The 23,421-nt window shown below is 40.0% G+C and carries 17 protein-coding genes; 12 read left to right on the top strand and 5 right to left on the bottom strand.

Annotated features, from left to right (window positions below):
- Positions 1-245: 245 nt before the first annotated feature.
- The 3 genes from ACWU4D_RS03575 (at position 246) to ACWU4D_RS03585 (ending at position 3,946) form a co-directional block, all read left to right on the top strand.
- A complete protein-coding gene (locus ACWU4D_RS03575; RefSeq protein ID WP_456050021.1) occupies positions 246-2,120 on the top strand; it encodes a PTS mannitol transporter subunit IICBA in 1,875 nt (624 codons plus the stop codon).
- A gap of 94 nt (positions 2,121-2,214) precedes the next feature.
- Positions 2,215-3,360 (top strand): mannitol-1-phosphate 5-dehydrogenase, encoded by a 1,146-nt coding sequence (locus tag ACWU4D_RS03580; protein ID WP_456050022.1) that lies wholly within the window; start codon positions 2,215-2,217, stop codon positions 3,358-3,360.
- Positions 3,361-3,409: 49 nt separating this feature from the next.
- Positions 3,410-3,946 (top strand): MltR family transcriptional regulator, encoded by a 537-nt coding sequence (locus tag ACWU4D_RS03585; RefSeq protein ID WP_456050023.1) that lies wholly within the window; start codon positions 3,410-3,412, stop codon positions 3,944-3,946.
- A gap of 122 nt (positions 3,947-4,068) precedes the next feature.
- Here the strand turns inward: ACWU4D_RS03585 and pdxH are convergent, their stop codons facing one another.
- The gene (pdxH, locus tag ACWU4D_RS03590; protein WP_456050024.1) at positions 4,069-4,704 is read right to left on the bottom strand and encodes a pyridoxamine 5'-phosphate oxidase; all 636 of its coding nucleotides are present in this window, start codon (positions 4,702-4,704) and stop codon (positions 4,069-4,071) included.
- A 203-nt stretch (positions 4,705-4,907) separates the two neighbouring features.
- Between pdxH and ACWU4D_RS03595 the strand changes: the two genes are divergently transcribed.
- The 4 genes from ACWU4D_RS03595 to ACWU4D_RS03610 are packed head-to-tail and all read left to right on the top strand — an operon-like array spanning position 4,908 to position 11,059.
- Positions 4,908-6,299, top strand: a complete 1,392-nt coding sequence (locus tag ACWU4D_RS03595; RefSeq protein ID WP_456050025.1) for an HlyD family type I secretion periplasmic adaptor subunit — start codon at positions 4,908-4,910, stop codon at positions 6,297-6,299.
- A 36-nt stretch (positions 6,300-6,335) separates the two neighbouring features.
- Positions 6,336-6,998 carry a transglutaminase-like cysteine peptidase gene (locus ACWU4D_RS03600; RefSeq protein WP_456050026.1) on the top strand — a complete coding sequence of 221 codons (663 nt, stop codon included), beginning with the start codon at positions 6,336-6,338 and terminating at the stop codon, positions 6,996-6,998.
- A 14-nt stretch (positions 6,999-7,012) separates the two neighbouring features.
- Positions 7,013-8,926 carry a bifunctional diguanylate cyclase/phosphodiesterase gene (locus ACWU4D_RS03605; protein WP_456050027.1) on the top strand — a complete coding sequence of 638 codons (1,914 nt, stop codon included), beginning with the start codon at positions 7,013-7,015 and terminating at the stop codon, positions 8,924-8,926.
- Positions 8,927-8,938: 12 nt separating this feature from the next.
- Complete coding sequence (locus tag ACWU4D_RS03610; RefSeq protein ID WP_456050028.1) at positions 8,939-11,059, top strand: type I secretion system permease/ATPase; 2,121 nt, start codon at positions 8,939-8,941, stop codon at positions 11,057-11,059.
- 100 nt (positions 11,060-11,159) lie between these two features.
- Here ACWU4D_RS03610 and ACWU4D_RS03615 read toward each other — a convergent pair whose 3' ends face one another.
- From ACWU4D_RS03615 to ACWU4D_RS03630, 4 genes are all read right to left on the bottom strand, one after another.
- Entirely contained in the window at positions 11,160-12,839 is a 1,680-nt protein-coding gene (locus ACWU4D_RS03615; RefSeq protein ID WP_456050029.1) for a DUF342 domain-containing protein, read from the bottom strand.
- Positions 12,840-12,981: 142 nt separating this feature from the next.
- Complete coding sequence (locus ACWU4D_RS03620) at positions 12,982-15,045, bottom strand: GNAT family N-acetyltransferase (protein WP_456050030.1); 2,064 nt, start codon at positions 15,043-15,045, stop codon at positions 12,982-12,984.
- Positions 15,046-15,191: 146 nt separating this feature from the next.
- Complete coding sequence (locus ACWU4D_RS03625) at positions 15,192-16,163, bottom strand: ParB/RepB/Spo0J family partition protein (protein ID WP_456050031.1); 972 nt, start codon at positions 16,161-16,163, stop codon at positions 15,192-15,194.
- The gene (locus tag ACWU4D_RS03630; protein ID WP_456050032.1) at positions 16,164-17,387 is read right to left on the bottom strand and encodes a ParA family protein; all 1,224 of its coding nucleotides are present in this window, start codon (positions 17,385-17,387) and stop codon (positions 16,164-16,166) included.
- Between the two features lie 1,168 nt (positions 17,388-18,555).
- Here ACWU4D_RS03630 and ACWU4D_RS03635 point away from each other — a divergent pair.
- The 5 genes from ACWU4D_RS03635 (at position 18,556) to ACWU4D_RS03655 (ending at position 23,325) form a co-directional block, all read left to right on the top strand.
- Positions 18,556-20,538, top strand: a complete 1,983-nt coding sequence (locus ACWU4D_RS03635; RefSeq protein WP_456050033.1) for a replication initiator protein RctB domain-containing protein — start codon at positions 18,556-18,558, stop codon at positions 20,536-20,538.
- Positions 20,539-20,774: 236 nt separating this feature from the next.
- Positions 20,775-20,972, top strand: coding sequence for a PA3496 family putative envelope integrity protein (locus ACWU4D_RS03640; protein WP_456050034.1), 198 nt, complete (start codon positions 20,775-20,777; stop codon positions 20,970-20,972).
- Positions 20,973-21,123: 151 nt separating this feature from the next.
- Positions 21,124-21,333: a DUF3283 family protein gene (locus tag ACWU4D_RS03645; RefSeq protein ID WP_456050035.1), complete on the top strand. Its 210-nt coding sequence runs from the start codon at positions 21,124-21,126 to the stop codon at positions 21,331-21,333.
- 67 nt (positions 21,334-21,400) lie between these two features.
- Complete coding sequence (locus tag ACWU4D_RS03650; RefSeq protein ID WP_456050036.1) at positions 21,401-22,120, top strand: YebC/PmpR family DNA-binding transcriptional regulator; 720 nt, start codon at positions 21,401-21,403, stop codon at positions 22,118-22,120.
- A gap of 359 nt (positions 22,121-22,479) precedes the next feature.
- On the top strand, positions 22,480-23,325 hold the full coding sequence (locus ACWU4D_RS03655; RefSeq protein WP_456050037.1) for an ion transporter: 846 nt from the start codon (positions 22,480-22,482) through the stop codon (positions 23,323-23,325).
- The last annotated feature ends 96 nt before the right edge of the window (positions 23,326-23,421 follow it).

Below are 23,421 nucleotides of genomic sequence, written 5' to 3' on the forward strand. Positions count from 1 at the left end.
TAAAAAACAAATTGACTCTTCTATCACTTATCCTATGTAAGATAATTACACACACTTTTGATGATCAAGATCACATTATTTTTCCGACAACTTACCAATTATGAGGCTATGGTCACGAAATTTAGCCCGTTAAATCGAATCTCATTTTATGTGTTATGTTTATTAGGACCTAAACGAACTAGCGACTATATATAGCCGCTAAAACAACAACAAAATTCTAACTGATCATCGAACGGGGAATTCATATGTTATCACCAGATGCTAAGGTCAAGGTTCAAAACTTTGGTCGCTTCTTATCTAATATGGTAATGCCAAACATCGGAGCATTTATTGCTTGGGGTTTCATTACTGCACTTTTCATTCCAACAGGTTGGGTACCAAACGAGACACTTGCTAAGCTCGTAGGTCCTATGATTGTAAACCTTCTTCCAATTCTTATCGGTTATACTGGTGGTAGATTGGTTGGCGGTGAGCGTGGTGCTGTCGTTGGTGCAGTAACAACAATGGGTGTTATTGTTGGTACCGACATTCCAATGTTTATGGGTGCTATGTTTGCTGGTCCTTTGGGTGGCTTAGCAATCAAGAAATTTGATGAAGCTATAGAAGGTAAAGTTAAGAGCGGTTTTGAGATGTTGGTAAACAACTTCTCTGCAGGGATCATCGGTATGATCTGTGCAATCATCGCATTCTTCGTAATCGGTCCATTCGTATCAGGCGTTTCTACTGCTCTAGCAGCTGGTGTTGACGTGTTGGTTCAAGCACACCTATTACCTTTAACTTCTCTTTTTGTTGAGCCGGCTAAGATCCTATTCTTAAACAACGCTATCAACCACGGTATCTTTACTCCACTAGGTGTACAACAAGCTGAAGAAGCAGGTAAATCAATCTTCTTCCTTATTGAAGCTAACCCAGGTCCTGGTCTAGGTCTTCTATTAGCGTACATGGTATTTGGTAAAGGCAGTGCTAAGCAATCTGCTGCTGGTGCTTCTATCATTCACTTCTTGGGTGGTATCCACGAGATTTACTTCCCATACGTTCTAATGAACCCTCGTCTAATCCTAGCTATGATGGCTGGTGGTGCAACGGGTGTATTCGTTAACGTTATGTTCGATTCTGGTCTAATTTCTCCAGCATCTCCTGGTTCAATCTTTGCTGTATTACTGATGACTCCTAAAGCAGCATTTGTTGGCGTTATTCTTTCTGTAGTTTGTGCTGCAGCAGTAACATTCGTAGTTGCTTCACTTCTACTTAAAACTTCAGGTTCAACTGACGAAGATGAAGGTTCTCTAGAAAAAGCAAGCTCACAAATGAGTTCAATGAAAGCTGAATCTAAAGGTCAAGCGTCGACTTCAACACCAACTTCAGGTGTTAAGAAAATCATCGTAGCTTGTGATGCAGGTATGGGTTCAAGCGCAATGGGCGCAAGCATGCTACGCAAAAAGGTTCAAGAAGCTGGTTTAGACATTAGCGTTACTAACCTAGCAATCAACAACCTTCCACAAGATGTCGATATCGTTGTAACTCACAAAGATCTTACTGACCGTGCTGTAAAACATGCTCCAAGTGCACACCACATCTCATTAACTAACTTCCTAGATAATGAAATGTACAACAACTTGGTAAGTGAACTTAAAGGCAATGCTTCAGGCGCAGCTGCAAAGGAGGCGAGTGAAGACAGCGGAAAAAAGTCGGTATTTAAGATCGAAGCTAAGAACGTCCAGCTTGGATTGAAAGCATCGAACAAAGAAGAAGCAATTCGCTTCGCAGGTAATAAACTTGTCGAACTTGGGTATGCTCAACCAGAATACGTTGATGCAATGTTCGAGCGCGAGAAGATGGTTTCTACTTATCTAGGAGAATCAATCGCCGTACCTCACGGAACTATTGATGCAAAAGATAAGGTAATGGAAACGGGGATTATTATCTGTCAATACCCTGACGGCGTACAATTTACTGACGACGAAGATGGTGTGGCAAAATTAGTAATCGGTATTGCAGCGAAAAATGATGAACACATCGCAGTAATCACCACTATTACTAATGCTCTGGACGATCCAGATGCGATTGACGTACTAACTTCTACAAGTGACGTAAATGCTGTTTTAGAAATACTTAGTTAAAATAGGATACTTAGCTTCTTAAGTTCCTAGTTGAATTGAGGTCGGTGGATAAATACCGACCTCATTTCTACAAATCATTTTAGGTAAATTTTTTATGAAAAATGCAATTCATTTTGGCGCAGGAAACATTGGTCGTGGCTTTATCGGTAAACTACTTGCAGATGCAGGTATCCACGTTACTTTTGCCGATGTAAATCAAGAAGTCGTTGCTAAACTAGCATCTGACAATCAATATCAAGTTAAAGTTGTTGGCGAAGATTGCCAAATCGACACAGTAACAAATGTGACAGGTATCTTATCAAACGGCCCTGAAATCGTTGACGCGATTGCTGCAACTGACCTAGTAACTACCGCTGTTGGTCCAACAGTATTAGACATCATCGCAAAAACAATTGCAGATGGTATCGCAAAAAGAATCACTTCTGGAAACACAGCTCCTCTTAATGTTATCGCGTGTGAAAACATGGTACGTGGTACAACACACCTTAAAGCTCAAGTTTTCAAACACCTTCCAGCGGATCTACAAGAGCAAGCCGAAGAGCTTGTTGGTTTCGTAGACTCAGCAGTAGACCGAATTGTCCCACCAGCAGAAGCTTCTGACAACATTCTTGATGTAACCGTAGAAAGCTTTAGTGAATGGATTGTCGATGAAAGTCAATTCAAAGGTGATATTCCAACTATCGCTGGTATGGAAAAAACAAACAACTTAATGGCGTTTGTTGAACGTAAATTGTTTACTCTCAATACAGGCCACTGTGTTACGGCTTACCTTGGTTGCCTCAACGGCTTCGCAACGATCAAAGAAGCGATTGAGAACGATGCTATCAAGGCAGACGTGACCAAAGCCATGCAAGAAAGTGGTGAAGTTCTAATTCGTCGTTACGATTTCGACAAAGATGCTCATGCTGCATATATACAGAAAATCTTGTCTCGTTTTGCTAACCCTTACCTAGTCGATGAAGTAGACCGTGTAGGACGCCAGCCAATTCGTAAACTGGGTGCAGGAGATCGCTTGATCAAACCTCTACTTGGTACAATTGAATACTCAACGAGCAATTCGACACTTTTAAAAGGTGTTGCTGCAGCTCTGAAATATACTAACGAATCCGACCCACAAGCTATCGAATTACAAGAATATTTGAAAGCAAATGGTGTTATCGCGACGCTAGTTAAATATTCAGGTCTCGAAGCAGACGGAAAAGAAGCAAAAGAAGTCGTGGAAATTTTCGCGACTTTATAAGAATGTTAGGGAGGGAACTCCCCTCCCTTTTTACTCTCTGATGTGATTTATGGCTGACACGATAAACGAAACATATATTATCGAGCAACTGAATGCAGCCCCATCTGTTCGCGGTTTTTTCATTGCGGCCGATGAAATTTTTGAGTTAGCCATTGACATGCTTACTCAACGAATTTTTCGCAGTGACTATCTCGCTGTAAAATCTGTTATTAATCCCCTTCTCGACTCCAATGGCCCACTTGGTGACCTTTTAGTCCGCCTAAAGCTACTTTACGGCTTAGGTGTCGTGCCTGATAAGACATTTCACGATATCGAAAGCATTCTCAGTATCAAAGGATTTCTAAACAGCGAAAGGTTTGAATATCAGTTTACTGATCAAGTCATTTTAGATCGGATTAAAAACCTTACTGCAATGAAATCAGTCGGAAATGTTGCCTTTGACTTCCCTCAGCCAAGCAGCGATATGGACCCGCAACTGCATCAACTTCATATGAGCCGAATTCAACAAGTTATTCGCTCAAGTCTCTCTCTTGCAATTGTTGAACTCTGCGCTAGCCTCAATATCGATAGCCCATTTTCGACCTAGTGATACGAAAAAGTAAATCGACACTCTCAAAAAAAAACACCTTACATATTCACAGATAACGTTATGATCTTATACGGAACGATATAAAAATAAGTAAGAACTACTGAGAGTGTGCACATTACTTAAGGCGCTAACCTATCGATATTCCAATTATTGTCTTGTCGGCAATATAAAAAGCGATCATGAAGTCGATGTTCACCACCTTGCCAAAACTCGAAGCTTTCCGGTTTAATCCGATATCCACCCCAAAAACTTGGCACGGGTATATCACCACTTTCAAATTTTTTCTTCAGTTCTAAATACTTTCCCTCAAGAATTCCTCTGGCCGATATCCGGCTACTCTGATGAGAAGCGATAGCGGCAATCTGACTCTCCTTAGGACGAGATGTGAAATATTTAATATTCTCCATTGTCGTCAATTTTTCCGCATGCCCAGTGATATGAACTTGTCGTTCCAACATGTGCCAAGGAAAGTGAACACTAATCTTGCTGTTCGAAGCTAAATGCTGTGCCTTTCGGCTGCCCAGATTAGTGTAGAAAACGAGCCCATCTTCATCGATGTGTTTTAAAAGCACGATACGCTGAAATGGCTGACCACTTTCATCAACAGTAGCAATAGTCATTGCGGTTGGATCGGTAAGCTTTGCATCGATCACTTGCTTAATCCAAACATCAAACTGTTGGAAAGGACTGTTCATTAAGTCCTTACGACGAAGGCCACCTTTAATGTATTCGCGACGAATATCAGTGAGTTCCATTTTTACTCCAAGCTCTAAAATCCAAATAGGTTTTGGGTAATTGTGCTCCCTTCATCATAGGAACTCAAGCCTTGGCTCAATCTGCTTCCTTAATTTCATTAAAATACTGACAATGAATTTTTGCGTAAAAATCACCATGTCCTAAACTTAGTTCTATAGATACATATCCATTGTGTATTTCACAATGAAATTAGGATGTTCGGATGCCAAAGGACAGCTACAACGAGCTCTCCTCTGAGGAGCTAGAATACGTCGACGATAAAACGGCGGCACTCTTACTTAATACGCCACACAAGGCTAGGGTCATGCTGTGGGTGATGCTATTGTTTTTCATTTTTGCTGTCATTTGGGCTTCGTTTGCTGAAATAGATAAAATGACGGTTGGGCAAGGAAAAGTTGTCCCTTCATCACAAATTCAAGTGATTCAAAACCTTGAAGGGGGATTAGTCAAAGAAATTCTCGTTCGAGAAGGTCAACACGTTAAAAAGGGACAGCAACTTCTACTACTAGATGAAACTCGTTTTCTTTCTGACTTTAGAGAGCGTGAACAAGACCTAGCGAATCTACAAGCGACCGCCATTGAACTCTCTGCTTCAATTGATAGTGTCGTGATTAGTGAAGTAATTGAAGGTTCCGATTGGCAAAAGAGTGTCATCATCAGTTATGACAAACTCGAATTTCCAGAACAACTAGAACAAGAAGAACCGAGGTTAGTTTCTCGCCAGAAAGCCCAATATCGCCAAGAACTCGATAATTTGAGAAATAAAATAGCGGTTGTCGATGAGCAGGTTAAACAAAAACGACAGGAGCTCGTAGAATTAAAATCTAGAGTCAATAACCAACGCGCAAGCTATAACCTTGTAAAACAAGAGCTTAATATAACAAAACCACTCGCTGATGAAGGCGTCGTGCCATTAACCGATTTTCTCAAGCTCCAACGTCAAGTCAATGATGCACAGCGAGAGTTATCAACCAGTCGACTTAAAATTCCATCGACAGAAGCGATGATCAGAGAAAGCTTGTATGCTCGTATTGAAACCGCACAAAAATTCCGTTCTGAGCAACAGCAAAAACTCAACCAAGCCCAAGACAAACTCTCATCCAGTTCCGAGTCTGCCGTTGGCCTCGAAGATAAAGTAAACCGAACTGTAATCACGTCACCTGTAAACGGTACTGTCAATGCGCTTTATGCCAATACCGTAGGTGGCGTTATCAAACCCGGAATGGATATCGCCGATATCGTACCATCGGAAGATAACTTGCTTATCGAAGCACGTATTGCTCCACAGGATATCGCTTTTTTACGCCCGGAGCTCACCGCTGTGGTTAAGTTTAGTGCATATGATTTTACTAAGTTTGGGGGGCTTCCTGGTTCACTAGAATATATCGGAGCCGATACCCAACAAGATGAAGAAGGAAATAGCTATTACCTAGTTCGAGTCCGAACATTCTCAAACTCACTTAATACAAATGGAGAGTTACCAATAATTCCTGGTATGACAGCATCCGTCGACATAATCACAGGCAAGCGCACTGTTATGGAGTATTTATTGGGACCAATATTAAGTGCAAAGAAGAATTCTCTACGTGAATAATAAAACTATGATATTTACATTATGTAGAGGTGTGGAATGTTAATAAGACGCCTAGCTATTTTGCTCTGTTTTTTATTCATAGTTGCTTCACCTCAGGCACTTAATACCAGAGATCAGATGTGGATCGATCAAGTATCAACATTCTATGGTAAGCGGGCTGGAAAACGAGTTGAATCGTGGCGCAATGCAATGGAAAAGTACAAAACCTATCCGACCCTTAAGAAGCTGCAAATGGTTAACCAGTTCTTCAATCGAATGAAATTTGTTAACGATATCGATTTATGGGGTAAAAATGATTACTGGGCGACTCCATTGGAGTTTCTTGGTGCCAATGCGGGTGATTGTGAAGATTTTACGATTGCGAAGTATTTTTCATTGATAGAAGTTGGCATTCCTGACGAAAAGCTTAGGTTAGTCTACGTTAAAGCCCTCGATTATAATTTATTTCATATGGTCTTGGCCTACTATGAAACGCCAACATCTGTTCCACTAATATTAGATAATTTGATTCCAAAGATAAAACCGTCAACAGTACGCAGGGATCTCCTCCCAATTTATAGTTTTAACGGTACAAGTTTGTGGTTAATGAAATCCAAAAATGGGCAACTCGCCGGTGAATCATCTCGCTTAAGTTTATGGAATGATTTACGCGAAAAACAACGTTCCTTAGTCTTCAATAAACCAATAGTTAAATACTAGTAAGTAGGACCAAAATGACTTTATATAAACAGATTGTTTCGGGAATGATAGCGCTATTTATTGTGTTAATTAGTGCAGTATTTATTATTGAATTAAGCACCACTAGAGCGAACTTAGAGCAGCAGCAAGACTCTGAAGTCACTAATACCATTAATGCGCTAGGCCTAGCTCTCGCCCCCTATTTAGACGAGGATGATGCCGTTGCCTCTGAATCCGTCATTAATGCCCTTTTTGACGGTAGTTCATATTCATTAGTGAAGTTAGATTATATTGATGACTCTCGAACCGATATTGAGCGTATCTATCCCATTAGCCCTAGTAATGTTCCCTCTTGGTTTACTTCATTTGAATTATTTGAGCCTATCCATAAAAAAGCAGTCCTCACTAGTAACAGTTGGAAGCAACAAGCCAGTATTGAGATTGTTAGTCACCCAGGAGGGGCCTATCAGCAACTTTGGAGCGCATTGAATAGACTTGTTGTCGCCTTTGGTTTTGTCTTTATCATCGCACTTGTGGCGATCGCGATTATCATTCGCTATGCGCTAAAGCCACTTCAAACCATTGTCGAAAAAATGGAGCAAGTCGCCCGAAATCAATTCGGTAGCCCCCTACCCCAACCGAGAACAAAAGACTTGGTGTATGTCGTAGATGGTATCAATTACATGTCTGCGCAAGTTGAGAAAGGCTTTAAGAATCAAGTTCAAGAAGCACAAAGACTTCGTGAGCGCGCCTATATCGACCCCGTATCGAGGCTCGGAAACCGTTCATTTTACATGACACAGCTAAATAGTTGGTTAACCGAAGGTGGTATTGGTGCTATTGCCATTCTGCAAGCAAGCTATATGGAAGATCTTTATAAGGCAAATGGGTATGAGATTGGCGACAAAGCTGTAAAAGAACTAGCGGACAAACTTCGTTTAGTAAACAACAAGGATGTCGTTTTAGGACGCCTATCTGAGTTCGAATTCGCTTATATATTCCCAAATATTGAGGACAAAAAAATCCCGAACCTTGCCGAGAATATTCTCAATGCTGTCGCAGATCTCAACCCCGATCCGACAGGAATGGCAAGCGCTGAGGTCTATCTAGGTATTGTAAGTAATAAAGCGAATAAGACTACATCAGACATTATGTCATTCTTAGATAACGCCCTTGCTGCTGCACGAGTAAACCCAAAACTTCCGTATGGATTTATCGCGAGCGAAAACGATACAGAGATCATGGGTAAACAGCAGTGGAAAGCGTTAGTCGAAGACGCAATTGACCATGGCTATGTGAAATTTCGCTATCAATCGGCTAGCAATAAAGCTGGTGATATTCTCCACAATGAAGTTTTCTCTTCCATAGAGAAAGACGGTCAACGCTATAGTGCTATCCAATATCTATTTGCACTAGAGCAACTTGGTGTTAGCCATATCTTCGACCAATATGTGATCCAGCAAATCGTTAGCCGTTTAGAAAACAAAACTCTAAGCGGAACGTATGCCATCAATATTGCACCAAGTAGTATCAAACAACCTAGCTTCATCCGTTGGGTAAACAATTTACTAAGCCGTAACCCAACTATCGCCCAATACTTACATTTTGAGTTACCCGAATCATGCTTTATCGATACGCCACACTACAGTGCGTTATTTTGTAATGCTGTTCGTAATGCTGGAGCTTACATTGGTGTCGACAATTATGGTCGCCACTTTGAATCGTTAGACTACCTCAATGAGTACCGTCCAAAATACGTCAAACTCGATTATCTCTTCACGCATCACTTGGATGATGAAAAACAAACCTATACGTTGACATCCATATCAAGAACAGCGCAAAACCTTGATATCATCACCATCGCTTCACGAGTCGAAACTACACAACAACTAGAGTTTTTGGCCGATAATTTTATCGATGTATTCCAAGGCTTTATAGTAGATAAGTAAAGGTAGATTTAAATGCAAGATACTCTTCTCAATTCGCTTATTTACGTCAGTCGATATTACGGTTTAGCGAATTCTCCTGAAGCTTTGATTAATGGTTTACCACTATCTGATGGAAAATTAACGACTTATCTATTTCCAAGGGCCGCTGAACGAGCCGGTCTTATTGCAAAAAATAACACGGCAAAGTTGGACGACATATCAACGTTGATCTTGCCGGTTGTTTTACTACTAAAAGATGGACAAGCTTGTGTTTTAAATAGCTTTAACGAAGATAAGACAGAAGCAGAGATCGTCTTTTCTGACTCAGGAATGACTCCTGTAGCGATGAGTGTGGACGACTTAAGAGAGCGTTATACCAAGCGTTACTTTATGGTCAAAAAGCAGTTTCGCTACGATGAGCGTTCTCCCGATGTTCTCAAACCAAGCGAAGGGCATTGGTTTTGGAACACAATTTGGCAATCAAAGAAAATCTACCGAGACGTTCTTATTGCATCGGTTTTAATTAATATGTTCGCCATATCGATCCCGCTGTTTTCACGACTTGTGTACGATAAGGTGGTACCAAACTTAGCCTATGAAACCCTTTGGGTACTTACTACAGGCATACTGCTCGTCTTTATATTTGATGTCGTCCTAAAGCTATTACGCAGTTATTTCATTGATGTCGCAGGCAAGAAAACCGACGTACTTATATCATCAAAACTGTATGCCAAAGTACTCGGTATTCGTTTAGAGGCTCGTCCTGCGTCAACGGGGGCATTTGCTAGGCACCTCCAAGAGTTCGAATCCATTCGCGAGTTTTTCACATCGGCGACAATTTCAACGTTAATAGACCTGCCCTTCTCGTTGTTATTCTTGGCCATAATTTGGCTGCTCGCTGGGAACGTTGTTTTAGTCCCAATAGCAGGGGTAATCATCGTTGCCGTATATTCCTACTTTGTTCAAGATAAGCTCCGCCTTGCTATAGAAGAAGGGTCTCGTTTGGCATCGCAAAAATACGCCAATTTAATTGAGAGCATTTATGGACTCGAGACGGTAAAACTGTTTGGTGCACAAAGCCAATTCCAATTTCGATGGGAAGAAGCTGTCGCTCATATGTCAAACTGGAGCTTGAAAAGTCGCCGAATTACAGATGGTGTACAAAATGTAGCAGGATTCGTCCAGCAAGCTTGTACAGTTGGCATTGTGATTGTCGGTGTATATATGATCGGGGATGGAGAACTTACCTTAGGTGGTCTAATCGCCGCTACAATGCTAAGTGGAAGAGCTATTTCTCCGATGATTCAATTGTCTCTCCTTTCCACTCGTTACAATCAGGCAAAGTCATCACTGACCATTATTGAACAAATAATGTCGTTACCAGATGAACAAGAAGAAGGGAAACGCTATATACATCGCCCTATATTCAAAGGAAAAGTAGAGTTAGACCGCGTTTCCTTTAACTATCCAAATTCAACAGTCGCTTCGATTCGTGACGTGAGTTTAACGATAAACCCAGGTGAAAAAGTGGCAATCATAGGGCGTATCGGGTCAGGGAAAAGTACCATCCAGCGCTTAATCATGGGGTTATACCAGCCAACTGAAGGTAATGTACGTATCGACGATACCAATATTACACAACTTCACCATGTTGATGTACGTCGCAATATTGGCTGTGTGCCGCAAGACAACGTTCTATTCTATGGGTCTATTCGTGACAATATCACCTTAGGACGACCTTTATCTGATGACCATGATGTTTTAGAAGCAGCACATCGAGCTGGTGTCAGTGTATTTACTCAGCAAGAACCGGCCGGTCTAGAGCGTCAGGTAGGCGAAGGCGGTCAATTGTTATCTGGAGGTCAACGTCAGTCGGTTTCAATCGCTCGAGCGATTCTAGGCCGCCCTCCGGTGCTGTTGCTAGATGAACCAACCAGCGCGATGGATAATCGAACAGAAATGAACATCAAAAATATGCTGAAACAATTGAACTCACAGGAGACGTTAATTCTAATCACGCATAAAACCACAATGCTCGACATTGTGGATCGGATTATTGTAATGGAGAAAGGCAGCATTATCGCCGATGGTCCGAAAGAAGACGTATTAAACGAATTACGCCAAGGAAATGTGAAATCAACAGATAGAAAATGATGTACGGTATAAGGCTAAACATTTGTACAATTTAGATAGCTGCGCTAGTAGATACATTGTTTACTAGCGTTTTACTCTCCAACCGACGATTGAATTGAAACTATAAATCCCCTTTTATGTCGGAATCCAATAGTGCAGACTTACAACTTATCTCATATTGGTTAAAAGAAAATAGACTTGCTCCATGTTCATTCTTAGTTATTATTTGTTCATTTCCAAATTGGAGTGTTACATGCGTGTAGACCTGATGTTTTACTTCAATGGTATTACGTTCCAAACTTTCCTCTAAATCGCTGTTAGACACGTCTAAAACGTTTTTAGCGACGATCATAGCCTCATTAGCCGATTCTTTTAGTTCTTCAATTTCTTGTTCTTCGTTATCAGAGCGTTCCGACTTTGGTTTCTTTTTAAAATCCAACTCACGTCGTACTAGCTTCATCGTTTTATCTTGTGCAAGTAAGTACTGTTCTCGTAGAGTTTCGATTCTCGCTTTCATGGATGAATAGCAAGCAAAACATTCAACACTCGTAGGCGTATCACCTTCTACTCCTAAGTTATAACAAATCACCTTACCACCAACTTTTGTATGTCCACCGCTTAATGTTCCATGCTGAATCCGAGAATCGAGTACCGTTAAATCTTCGCCGCAGCTAAGGTCATTGCTCAATGAGTGCATAGCAAGGTGAATATGGTGATGAGATTGCAGCAGTGAGTACTGTGCATAATTCGCTTTTATCGAACCACCTGACTTTACTGTACAAGTTTTTGGATCTCCTTCACTTACGGTATGGCCAATAATTCCTTTCTTTACAAAAATATCGCCTTGCGCCTGAACATCTGCGGATTCAATAAACCCACCGACTAATATATTTCCAGTCGCCCGGACAACCATATCTGCCTCTATATTGCCAGTAACAACTAGGCTGCCTTTAAATTTAACGTGGCCAGTTTTCACGCTAATATTTTCCATACAAAGCGCATTCTCAATATGAACGGTTCCATCCTTTATTAAAGGCATCCCTGTTTCAGTGGCAATGAGAAGGTTAGAATCATTCGCGTCAATCTCTGTTCCTTTACCAACTTTTAATGTCACATCTTTCCCAGGAAGCAAATCTAACGCATCCCCATGAACTGTATAGCCAGCATTACCTTGTGTCGGAGGTTCACGCTTTAAGACTGGTTGATTAACCTCGACACTCACAGTATCCCCAAGGTTTCGCATGTCCACTTTAGTAGAATTACCTTCTGCTTGTGGAGCCAAAACTTGTTTTGTCACATCAGGAATAAGAGGTTTCAGGCGGCCATCTCGACCAGGAACCGTTTTTTTACCTACGGCAACAGCCTGTGTGTATTCTTTACCAGCTTCTAAAGAATTGCTAATCTGAAGGACTTTTTTTAATGCGAGCTTATTAATTCCCTTAGTTACATGACTCTCCGCTAATGCATGTACAATTTCACTACCACGTAAACCACGACCACCATAAGCCCCGGTTACAATCATATGGGCGAGCATTTTATCTTCACTAATTTCTATAGAGAGTTCGGCATTTTTTATTTCCGCCACAATGACGCCTTCTAACGCTTTGTGATTTTTCTCGTTAGCCCACGTGATAAACTGATCCAACTGTTCGGAGTCCAAGTAATAAGTGTCCGCATTTAGATCCGCGATCACTTCGTTAACACCACTTTTAGTTAAACGCTGCGTTAATTTCACATCATCACTCAACTTCGCAACTATGCAAGTTCCACTGTCGTCAAGCGATAGAAAATTCTGCCACATACTCAATTACTCTAGCTAAATGCCTTATTACAGTGTAAGCAATAGCTCCCAAAAGGCGTATGTTTGATCTATATAATTATGCTGTCAGTCACGTTGGACACCGTTTACACTGTAAATTTCACAAATACCACGTCGAGGAAAATTAATCTTGGCTGGTTTTACACTGTAAATAATTGAGCCATTTTTCAACATCGCTGCGAAATTTAGCTTCTGCAGCTGATTTCCCAGACAAAGAAAATTGACTTGCGCAAGCTTTCCAACTTTTCAATTGAATAACTTTCGCAATAATTAGGTCGCTAAGGTGTACGTTACATGAAGGGTAAGAAATAAAACTATATCGTAACAATGGCTCGACACTTTCAAAGTTAGAACCGCCCTGACAGTAACGATAAAGTAACCTCTGAGGCATAACAATCGGAGATAGGCACCTAGAATTATGTGTGAATAACTTTCTAATCAGTTCGATCGGCAGAGACGAAAATAATGCTGAATCAATAAAGGGGAGTGTAGCGAGGAAACGTTGATGTAATACATTTACAAAATCAAAGTTAGGAGTATGAAGATACAACATAGAATAAGTGCCACTAACATGATCTCGGCGACTGCCTAACTTTACGGGAATAAACTGGCACTGTGTCCAAAAGTCATGCAGCCCAGTGGTAACGCCAAAACTTGTTCCAACATAGTCAGTATTCGTGTCCTTGAGCGTAAATTCGATCAACTTTCTGCCTATGCCACAACGAGTCAAACTTGGATGAACAGCGATTCTCATGATTCGTAAACATGTCAAATTATAAACATCATCAATGCCTAGTTGATTGATCAAGGTAACCGGAACCAAATGACCAGGTGGTCGACGTCGACCAAGAGAGATGTCTTCAACGAGTTCATTCGCTATCGGGCCTTCTTCTACAGCTAAAAGACATCCGACTGGAACATCATCTATTGTAGATACGTATACAGATATCGCATCGTTACTGAGTAATGAAAACCAATCATTAGGAGACGTTTGATAGTGAGCATGAACTAATAATGAAAATAAAGAATTGGATAAATTGATGTCGGTATACAGACGCGGTTTAGAAACCCGAGAAAAGGTGAGTTGTTCAAAATTAAATTCATTTACCTCATACATAGGAACTTGTGAGTTAAACATAAACGCAGATTCTAGCCACAATTCCAACGGATCGTTCTTAGCCCAACGTATGGGTTGTGAAAGGTGGACTTGGCGAAGATTTGGATAGACAGACTTTATCCATGAACAAAACTTAAGAGAGAATCCGCGACCACATCCTTCGTAGCCATGTTGTGTCGACGAAAATACGACTCGAGAATAGCGTTTTGCGATATCCATGAGTATGGGAACAGGAATGGCAGCGGCTTCGTCTATGAGCATTAAATCGCATTCAGGAGTTTCGTCAAGCAACCTATCAGGAGGAACGAATTCAAAGACACAATCGCCATATTCCAACCTCCCCTTAGTGAGAACTGAATCTCGCAGAGCAAGGTTTGCATGAACAAAGGCATTGCAAACAGAAGCAAATAAAGGAGCGCAAATCACGATATAATGCGCGTGACCTGACTTAAATAACTCGGCAACAGACATACCCAATGCAGATGTTTTACCCCGGCCACGGTCCGCAGTGAGTAATAGTGGGCGGCTATTCCGACCAGATGCGACTTTTACAATGTGGGATATCGCGCTATTTTGCTCAGTTAGATTACTTCTATCTGATAAACCAATTGAGTTTATGGGTATATTTTTAGCAACTGAGAAAGTCGACGAGTCAAGATCAAGTGGTGAAACTGAAGGAAGTTGTGCTAAAGAACGGAGCAACCAACGGTCAGAATAAGAAGATGATAAACTAGATTGATTATAGAAAAAAAGAAGACCACCACCACGCAAACAACCACACAATGAATTAAAACTATTTGCGTCAAAACCAGCAGATAAATCGACAAGTAGTAAATCGATATCGCGACCCAAGAACCCTTTACCCCGATTATATTCCACCAATATCGAATGTTTACCGTGTACTGTTCCCCCAAGTTCTACCACGATATTCTCCTCGAATACGAGCAGTAGTTGTTGGATACAAGAATCGATTAGCGCCTGATCTAGCGAATCAATAGTATAAGCTAACCGGTGATTCGCGTTGGCCGCAATATTTTTTAATTCGTGAAAAACCGAATGTAGTGCGTTCATGAACAAAGCCAAGTAAATTAAGACTGATAAATATTATCACTGTTCGCATCCTCATATCCTATATTCGTTGATAATTTATTTATGCTATCAATGAGCAAAAAAAATCCAAACCTAAGTTTGGATTTATAACGGCAGAAACATGAAGTTTAAGAAAGTCGCTCTTTAATCAACTCTAACAATTCCTCGAATAACGTATCATCAACTTTCTTTAAGTTTAACGTAACGTTATTCCCCTTACGGCTATAATTCGCTCGTCCTTTAACGAGTTCTGTTTTGGCGGGTGACACAACGACACTTGGTGATAGATCATCTATCCAAGTTTCCAAAGTCTCGGTTACATCTTTGGTCAAACGAGAAACTCCAGTAGAATCACAACGTTGCCAAACATAGCCCGACGAATCACAACACTTTTCGAGTAACTGATCTTGCTGCTGTTTATTAAGCCCATTAAATTGTTTGTGCAGTTTAACGATAGTTGGACGCCCTAAATCGACAACATTGGGATAGGCTCGCAAAAGTTCAAGCGGGAGGTCGGCAGCTTTTAATGCTCCACTAACAAGTGCTTCACTACACTGGAACATTCTTGCCAAGGCTTTTTGATCAGAGGCTTCACCATTATCGAGTTTCGCCTGCATCTCTTTACCCTTTTCATATAAAGAAAGCGGTTTATGAGCATTCGCAACATCAGATAAAAACTTAGCGTGTTCTTGTTCAATATCTTCAGCGACATAAATTAAAAAGTCTTGCTCGGCAATAAGACATGCCATTCTCCGACGACTACCATCAAGTACTTCGATGACGCCCTCAGGTCCTTTGCGTCCAACTGCAGGATATTGCTGGCCTCTGTCTTTTAACGTCGCCAAGATATCAGAAAGAGCGTGTTGATTTAAAAATGATTGCTCACGAGCATTTTGATCAAATACCTTTGTTGCAACCGAAATCTCACTTGCGGGTATTTTAACTAACTCGAAGGTAACCATTTCTTGGCCAGCAACCGAGAGTTCAATTACAGAAGCTTTATCTTTAGCGGCCGTTTGGGCCTCTAATGGCGTTGTCGCCCGACGTTTATTAGCTTTACCAAATAACTTAGCATTTAATTCAGATGTTTTTATCGCCATTTATCCTTGCCCCTGAGTTAGACCAGCCCAATATGAATGCAGCACTCGCTCTAGTTCTAAAGCACTTCTTTGTACCGCGTCTTGCGCAGTTGCGAGCGTTTTCTTACCACCTTCAAATTCACTTGTCGTTAAATCAAATACTGTGCTGTATGTATCAGCGCATGTTTCAAAAGCTCTACTTCGAGGAATAGTTGCCATCATAACTTGGTCCCCCAAGAGATAGTTCATTTCCGTAAGGACACCTACTTGTTTCTTATTGTCATCCTCAAACATCGTTGGCATAAGTCGAACAAATTCAAGTCCTTTCCAATCCTCTGGGAACATTTCATATACAGTAGGTAAATGTTGGAAGAAGTTGACCGTTGATGCCCAATCCAAACGTTTTGCGGCGCAAGGAATTAACAGAGCATTTGAGGCATACATAGCATTCCAGACTAATGGATCAACGTGAGGGCCCGTATCAATCATTATAATATCGAAGTCATCCGCAATCACATCAATCAATTTTTGCTTAAGTAATTTGACGATATCGAGCGACTGATTTGTTGAGAGATACTGCCACGCTTCCGCATTAAACATAGCATCTTCGGGAAAAGCAGAAATTGTTTTTAAATTTGGATATTGAGTAGACATTAAAACATTCTTTCGAAGAAAATTAATGTCAACCGTCTCCTCTTCAGGCACGTTGTCGAGCATGACATCGACTGCAGAATAAATATTACTTTGCTCGTTCAGGCTTACTTCAGGATTTAAAAACAGGCGTAAAGAGCCTTGAGGATCTAAATCTATCAAACATATTCGATATCGCTTTTCTAGATTCAAAGCTAGACACGCCGCAAGATGAACCGCGCTCATAGATTTGCCGGTACCACCTTTTTGATTTTGTACATTAATAACCCAAGGGGGAAGGTTGGTACTGCGCTTACGCTGGTGAAACTTATCGACGCCAGCGGCATCCATCAACATATGTGCTTCTGGCAACGAAATAGAATAGTGGTTCGCGTTATTTTTAGTAAATTGATGTCCTTCACTTTCTAGTTTCGTAATCGCTTCATCGAGTTTCCGGCGTGTTAATCCCGAGCGAGTTTCCATTAGTGCTTTAGACATAGGAGGAAAATGGTCATCATTTCTCTCTTCTAATACGATTTCAATACGATCAGCCTGAACCTGCTTTGTAACTTCAGCAAGCTCATAGAGACTTTCGATCGTTTGTGCTCTTTTCATAACCCAATTCCATTGTAAGTAGATTGAGTATTATTGTACAGCAATCACCAACTAAAACAACGAATCGGTGAACGAATAACTTGAATTAAAATATCAAGAATATGATAAAATTTTGATATTTAGCTGAAAATCACACTAATTTTAAATTTAGATATAGCAGTAATCTACCTAGATATTGCTTTAGAATTAAAATATTACAACGTCACGTTTTTACATTGTAAAACAATAATAGTAGGCTGATTTAATCCGTTAACTTTCGGAAACATACAAATACATGTATAAATTACGGAGAGTGTTTGTTCAATACTTTAATCGGCTCAATAATTCATAATATTCGTACTTAACACAGGAAAACACGAATATAGAATGAAATATTGGAAGTATGATCAAGGCAAATAAGTGTATACAAAACGAACAAAATTCTCTCACTTGAAAACATGATCAAGGTGATTTATATCACTGATATGCCGTAATTTTATCCATAAATTTGATCATTATTACGAAACAATGATCAAGAGTGAAGGTACGCTCGGAAGCATATAAAATCTTAAGCAAAATACGGAGAAAGTAAGATTGATAAGGGCTGAAAGCAGGAAAGCCATTTAAATATGGTAAGAACGATAAATACAATTCCACACAAAACAGCTTGATCATGCTTTCATGCACTTATTATCGAATTATTTTGTCACTTATTCTAATGTTTTACGACTAAATGCAGTTACCTAAATAGTAAAACAGCCAATTTCTCATCATTTTGGCAACTAAATGACGTTCTCTTGATCATGCTTACGTAAATATCACAAGAAAAATACACCGAATAGGGGAGTATGAAATACATAAACTGACTCAATGAACTCGTTAGACTTGATCATGCTTTCATATTTATACTGATCATACTTCTATAAATTATTGATCATGTTTTCGTAAATCAATGATCATGCGTTCGATGATCCTATGATCATGCTTTGGGGTTGGTAAAATAAATAACCTTAAATATCATATCATTACACAACAATTACGCAACGGATCATTAGATCATTTAAGCACTTAAAGATCATATAATCATTAAGATCATAAAATTCTATAAGAATATTTCCTTTCTTTTTTGTCTATTTCAGTTATTCTCGGATAAATAATTAAATTACATACATTGTTCATTGGACATAGAATGAATACCACTGAGAAAGTTTTAATTAAAGCGCCTAGAGATCATAAAGATGGTCACCTATTTAAAGTTAATGAGGATGCTGTCGAATGGGTCGGGCAGTATCAGCATTTTAAAGGTGTAACTAAAAGTATCGTCGAATTGCTAAATTTGATTGCATTGCGTGGATTCAGTAGTAACGATGGGTTGGTATCGACGACAGAATTAATTGAATCAACCGAAGGTAAATTAACTCGAGCGGCCATTCAGCAACGTCTAAGAGCGGCAGTGAGTATCGGACTATTTAGTCAAACACCAGTAAGGTTTGAACAAGGTTTAGCTGGAAAAACAATGCTCCATACTTTTGTCAATCCTAGCCAATTGATATCACTTCTCGGAACGACGAGTTTAGTGACAGAAAGTGTGAAACAAACTCAAAAACAAAAGCGTTCGAAAGCATTAGCTCAAACTCAAGTGAATGCCCGGTTATTAACCGAACATGGTCTAAATACACCGCCGTCTATGCGAGACGAAGCAGATCAATTTGTCGTATCTCCCGCAAACTGGACTGGAATTATTGACCAAGCATTAGCACCGTCGAGAACAAGAAAAAACTACCAAAAATCAATGGTCTCAATATCTGGCACTAAAGCTATCATCGAAACGCGTTCATCGAAAAATATTATGACCGTTGATGATATGATGACACTGTTTGCATTGTTTACTTTAACCGTTCAATACCATGATCATCACAAAGAAAACTATCATCTCAATACCAGCCAAGCACCGAATAAAACGCCTTTGTATATAACGGATATATTATCTTTGCGCGGCAAAAAAGACAGTGGCCCCGCGCGTGACTCGATCAGAGATAGTATTGACCGAATTGAATATACTGATTTTCAACTTCATGAGCTTACTGGTCGATGGTTGAGTGAAAATATGCCTGAAGGGTTTAAATCTGATCGATTCCGTTTTATCGCTCGTACGATAACGGCGTCAGAGGATGCCCCTGTCGAAGATAAACATTCAGGTGAAATAAGAATTAAACCGAATTTATATATTTTGGTTTGGGAGCCCTCATTTTACGAGGAACTCTTAACTCGCGATTACTTTTTCCTATTTCCACCTGAGATCTTGAGACAGCATACGTTAGTGTTTCAACTCTATTCTTATTTCCGAAGTCGTATGTCCCGTCGTCATTCAGATAGTATGAAACTGTCTGACTTAAACCAAAAACTGGCACGTGGTATTGAATGGCGACGTTTTTCTATGGATCTTATTCGTGAGTTGAAAAAATTGTCTGATGATCAAGTTGTTGAAGATGATTTTTCCGTTAATTTATGGGGATATCATTTAACGCTAACATCGCTGAAAAAAAATGAAACCATCGCTGACTATCAGGTCGATATTAAGTGTAACGTAGAGGAAGTATTACGTTACGCCAGAGCGCGTACTACAAACGCTGGTAAGCGAAATATGGCTCCCACCTTGCCTAACCCATTGAGAAATGAACTCGTGTCTAAACAACACTTAGAAGAGCTTTCGACTATCATCGATGGCGAGTTTGAACCGATCCAACGTAAAACGCCTTCACCAAAGGGTAAACTTGGACGACGAGTTAAGCTCAGAAAACACCTTGTGGAAATTAATGCTGACGAAATTACTATAAGTTTAACTAAATATACCTCTCCAGAGGCTCTAGAACGAAGTATAACGGCATTATCCGTTATGACCGGACATTCTCCGTCATCGATTAGAGAAGAGTGTCAGGAGCTCATACAGAAACTTGAATGGCTAAAAGTTGGAAACGACGTCATTCCATATGAAACCCTGAGTAAAGTAATCGAATTGTATAATGCTCAGGCAAATAGCAAGCACTTATCGATAGAACGTTTGATCGCCGGTTTAGCCGTTAGACGAAAAGTGTGTCGTTCCATTATCGAAGGGCCTATTGATGAAGCGGTATTTTACGCACTTGATGAAGTTGCTTCCGGGTCTGAATAGTTGCGTGTTTTAAGGTGTGTATTTGCGAATACATACTCTATTTTATTGAGTTAGTAATAAATATGAAATAATTGTTAATTAACAATTGTTTATGAGATGTTTTCTTATCGATTAAATCAAGAATTTTAAATTTATTTTGGTTGAATGTCTCATTTTATAATCAAAGATCTTAACAAGACAATTCGCCTTCGCTATAGAATATAGTGTCTCGTACATGGTTTTCTTGGGAGGTGAATATGTCCATTAATTCTATTGATCACGATGAGATGTCGGATATCGCCCACAAGTGGGAGGAGTCTGAAGACGTTGAAGCGCAAAAACCGGCAAAAAGTGTTAAGTCTGTTGAAGCGAGGAGGCGCATCGAAGCAATGCAAGAAATTAGAGAAAGCGGCTTAACGGTGGCTGAAGCTAAGGAACTTGGCCTACTGCATTGAACAATAAACAATCTTAAAGGTGGCATTAGTGCCACCTTTTTATTTGAATCATTTTCTTGATTTGTTTCATTATATAGCGGATTAGTACTCCTAATTGCCCTCGCTCCTGTGATATATTCCCTTGCCTGATTATCTACTTAGGGGTTTACCATTGTTATATAACCTCGCAGAATTAGACGCTGATACTAAAAATCGGATAGAAATTGATAAGCAAGCAGCTTATTTTATCTGGCAGCTAAAACAATCAATGATTGGACCCGATGTTATTTCAAAGTATTCGCAAGCTTTGCGTTCTGATGACGACAAAGTATGTTTTGAAGATTCGATTAATAAATATAAAAAGCAAATGGGTGTCGTCTAGGTAGAGCCTCGACTACCAAGCTTTATTAATGATCGTTGTAATAAATCGATATAGAGAGAAGATCCCGATGGGAAGAAGTTTTGAAGTGCGCAAGGCCTCAATGGCAAAAACTCAAGGCGCAAAAATTAAAGTTTATTCCAGATACGGTAAAGAAATTTACGTTTGTGCTAAAAATGGCGGCACAGATCCGGATATGAATTTATCGCTCCGTCACCTAATTACCAAAGCGAAAAAGGATCAAGTTCCCTCGCACGTGATTGAAAAAGCGCTAGACAAAGCCTCTGGAGGCGGCGGTGAAGATTATCAACCGGCACGCTATGAAGGTTATGCACCTGGTGGTGTAAGTGTGATCGTTGATTGTTTAACAGATAACGGAAATCGTACCTTTCAGGATGTGCGTCAGTGCTTCGTGAAAACAGGCGCTAAGATTGGCGGTCCTGGTGCCGTATCTCATATGTTTGATCATCAAGCTGTATTTCAATTTAAAGGCGACGATGACGAAGCGATTTTTGAAGTGTTATTAGAAGATGATGTCGATGTGACAGACGTTGAATCGGATAGTGGCGTTATCACAGTGTTTGCACCTCATACTGAGTTTTTTAAAGCAAAAATGTCTATTACGAATGCATTTTCTGATGTAACCCTTGATGTTGAAGAGATTACATTTGTACCGCAAACACATACGGAAGTTTCAGGAGAGGACGCTGAAAAATTCCAGAAATTCCTAGATTTACTTGATGAGTGTGATGACGTTCAACAGGTCTATCATAATGGCGAAATCGTATAAGCAATGACAGTGATCGTCATGTTACGCACTTGATCATGCTTCCGATAACTGATGCCGAACTCGTAGTGCTTAGCTAAAGATATGGGAGGGGAAACTCTCCCTTTCTAGTATTTACTTCCATCCACTTTGTCCCATCTTTTGCATTGTGTTCATCCTCTAATTAACCGTTGCCGCTATTTTAAAAAAACAATCGAGACATAACGTGTTATCAGCGTGTTGTTTTATGTCATTCACTTGATAATAATTATGTTACATTTCTTTGCTCTACTGCATTGTTGACTTTTGTTATATATGACCCTTATTTATCTTTTACCGTGATGCTTGGCGTCACAATATATCAAATGTAAATCAAGGGTATTATGAGTTTTAGAAATGTACTAACGGGCATGAAAACAATTGAACGCAGTGTCTGGTTTCAAGGCTTTATCATTGCAACAATTATTATTGCCGCGTTAACCGTAGGGGCAAAGACGTACTCTTTGCCAGCAGGAGTTGAAATTGGTATCAATTACTTAGATACCTTCATCACAGTATTTTTTCTTGTCGAACTTAGTTTACGTTTTCTAGCGTACGACAATAAACGTCATTTTTTTCGCGACCCGTGGAATATTTTCGACACTATTATTGTCGTCGGAAGTTTAATTCCTATCTCGGAAACCGAGATGATCCTACTTGCTCGTTTATTGAGAGTGTTTCGAGTTCTTCGCCTAGTTTCTATTATCCCTGACTTACGATTTCTGATTAATGCATTACTAAAAGCTATCCCTAAAATGGGGTATATCGCATTGTTAATGTTCATTATTTTCTATATTTTTGCCGCAACAGGTTCGATATTTTTTAATGATGTAAACGAGACTCTATGGGGTGACATTGCCATTTCGATGTTGACGCTATTTCGTGTGGCGACATTTGAGGATTGGACCGATGTCATGTACGAGACCATGGAAGTGTATCCGCTAAGTTGGATCTTCTACATCGTTTTTATCTTTTTAACGGCATTTGTATTTTTGAATATGATGGTCGGTGTGGTACTGGATGTGATGACTCGTGAAACTGCAGAGAAAGAACAGGAGAATCAGGACAGTCATCATTATGCCCTTGTTGCACAAATAACCGAGCTACAGGCTCAAGTCGGCATATTGGCGGACAAAATTGATGCTCAAAATCCGCCGAATATGAAAGGCGATTCCATCGATAAAGCCTAAATAAAATACGGCTAGTTTGATTGGCAAACTAGCCGTATTTTACTTCCCAAGATCTTAACGCAGATATACTTGCGATGAGAGATCCAGACCTTTTGG

The organism is Vibrio phycocola (assembly GCF_053850235.1).

Coding starts and splice junctions, on each gene's coding strand:
- pdxH (WP_456050024.1), bottom strand. CDS start 4,704: ATGGAACTCACTGATATTCGTCGCGAATACATTAAAGGTGGCCTTCGT.
- ACWU4D_RS03655 (WP_456050037.1), top strand. CDS start 22,480: ATGAGTTTTAGAAATGTACTAACGGGCATGAAAACAATTGAACGCAGT.
- ACWU4D_RS03605 (WP_456050027.1), top strand. CDS start 7,013: ATGACTTTATATAAACAGATTGTTTCGGGAATGATAGCGCTATTTATT.
- ACWU4D_RS03640 (WP_456050034.1), top strand. CDS start 20,775: ATGTCCATTAATTCTATTGATCACGATGAGATGTCGGATATCGCCCAC.
- ACWU4D_RS03595 (WP_456050025.1), top strand. CDS start 4,908: ATGCCAAAGGACAGCTACAACGAGCTCTCCTCTGAGGAGCTAGAATAC.
- ACWU4D_RS03635 (WP_456050033.1), top strand. CDS start 18,556: ATGAATACCACTGAGAAAGTTTTAATTAAAGCGCCTAGAGATCATAAA.
- ACWU4D_RS03625 (WP_456050031.1), bottom strand. CDS start 16,163: ATGGCGATAAAAACATCTGAATTAAATGCTAAGTTATTTGGTAAAGCT.
- ACWU4D_RS03610 (WP_456050028.1), top strand. CDS start 8,939: ATGCAAGATACTCTTCTCAATTCGCTTATTTACGTCAGTCGATATTAC.
- ACWU4D_RS03615 (WP_456050029.1), bottom strand. CDS start 12,839: ATGTGGCAGAATTTTCTATCGCTTGACGACAGTGGAACTTGCATAGTT.
- ACWU4D_RS03600 (WP_456050026.1), top strand. CDS start 6,336: ATGTTAATAAGACGCCTAGCTATTTTGCTCTGTTTTTTATTCATAGTT.
- ACWU4D_RS03585 (WP_456050023.1), top strand. CDS start 3,410: ATGGCTGACACGATAAACGAAACATATATTATCGAGCAACTGAATGCA.
- ACWU4D_RS03575 (WP_456050021.1), top strand. CDS start 246: ATGTTATCACCAGATGCTAAGGTCAAGGTTCAAAACTTTGGTCGCTTC.
- ACWU4D_RS03630 (WP_456050032.1), bottom strand. CDS start 17,387: ATGAAAAGAGCACAAACGATCGAAAGTCTCTATGAGCTTGCTGAAGTT.
- ACWU4D_RS03650 (WP_456050036.1), top strand. CDS start 21,401: ATGGGAAGAAGTTTTGAAGTGCGCAAGGCCTCAATGGCAAAAACTCAA.
- ACWU4D_RS03620 (WP_456050030.1), bottom strand. CDS start 15,045: ATGAACGCACTACATTCGGTTTTTCACGAATTAAAAAATATTGCGGCC.
- ACWU4D_RS03580 (WP_456050022.1), top strand. CDS start 2,215: ATGAAAAATGCAATTCATTTTGGCGCAGGAAACATTGGTCGTGGCTTT.